1 protein-coding gene is annotated in these 601 nt (G+C 45.3%); it reads left to right on the top strand.

Features of this window, described 5'->3' with window-relative positions; translation table 11 throughout:
• Nucleotides 1-503: hypothetical protein (locus IE271_RS44650; RefSeq protein ID WP_190195534.1), on the top strand; the 503-nt coding region annotated here is incomplete at its 5' end.
• Between the last annotated feature and the right edge of the window lie 98 nt (nucleotides 504-601).

Below are 601 nucleotides of genomic sequence, written 5' to 3'. Positions count from 1 at the left end.
AGCGCTGGCTCTTAGCCCACAGGCACACGAGAGGGTTTGTGATCGTGGCGTGGCTTTTTCGGTTTAAAAGCATTGCGTTTTCTATTTTGATCACTCTGTTAGTCATCTTGGTGGATATTTGGGTGTATAGCGATGTGCGCCAATTCTTGTTAGACACCGCCAGCTCGCCCATTCTGCTTTTAGCCGCTTTGTTAATCAAGTGGGGCGTGATTGTCATAAGCGTGCGCCAGTGCTATAAGTTCAGCCAAAAGATGTTTGCGCTCATCCAAAAAAAAAGACAGATCAGAGAGAGTCTGAAAAAGCGCTCCCACCAACAAGGGAGTAAAACTCCCCCCAAAGAAAGGCTCTCTAGCGTTACTGAAGAAATTATCGCCAAAAAGCAAGAAGAAACCCAACGCCAAGAAGTCCCAGAGGATACGCATGAGAGGCTCTCTAGCGTTACTGAAGAGATGATTCTCAAAAAACAAGAAGAGTTGAGGAGCAAGAAAGAAAGAAGCGATTGAGGAGGGTTATATGCTCTGTCTTAGTAAATTGATCCTAGCAGTGTCGTTTTTGATAGTGGATTCAGAGGGGTTTTCGCCTTCCATTTATACCGACTAGA

The organism is Streptomyces minutiscleroticus, from assembly GCF_014650875.1.
In the GTDB taxonomy this organism is placed as follows: Bacteria; Actinomycetota; Actinomycetes; order Streptomycetales; family Streptomycetaceae; genus Streptomyces; species Streptomyces minutiscleroticus.
Note: the sequence above shows the minus strand (reverse complement) of the source record. Positions and strands in the feature narration are given on the sequence as shown.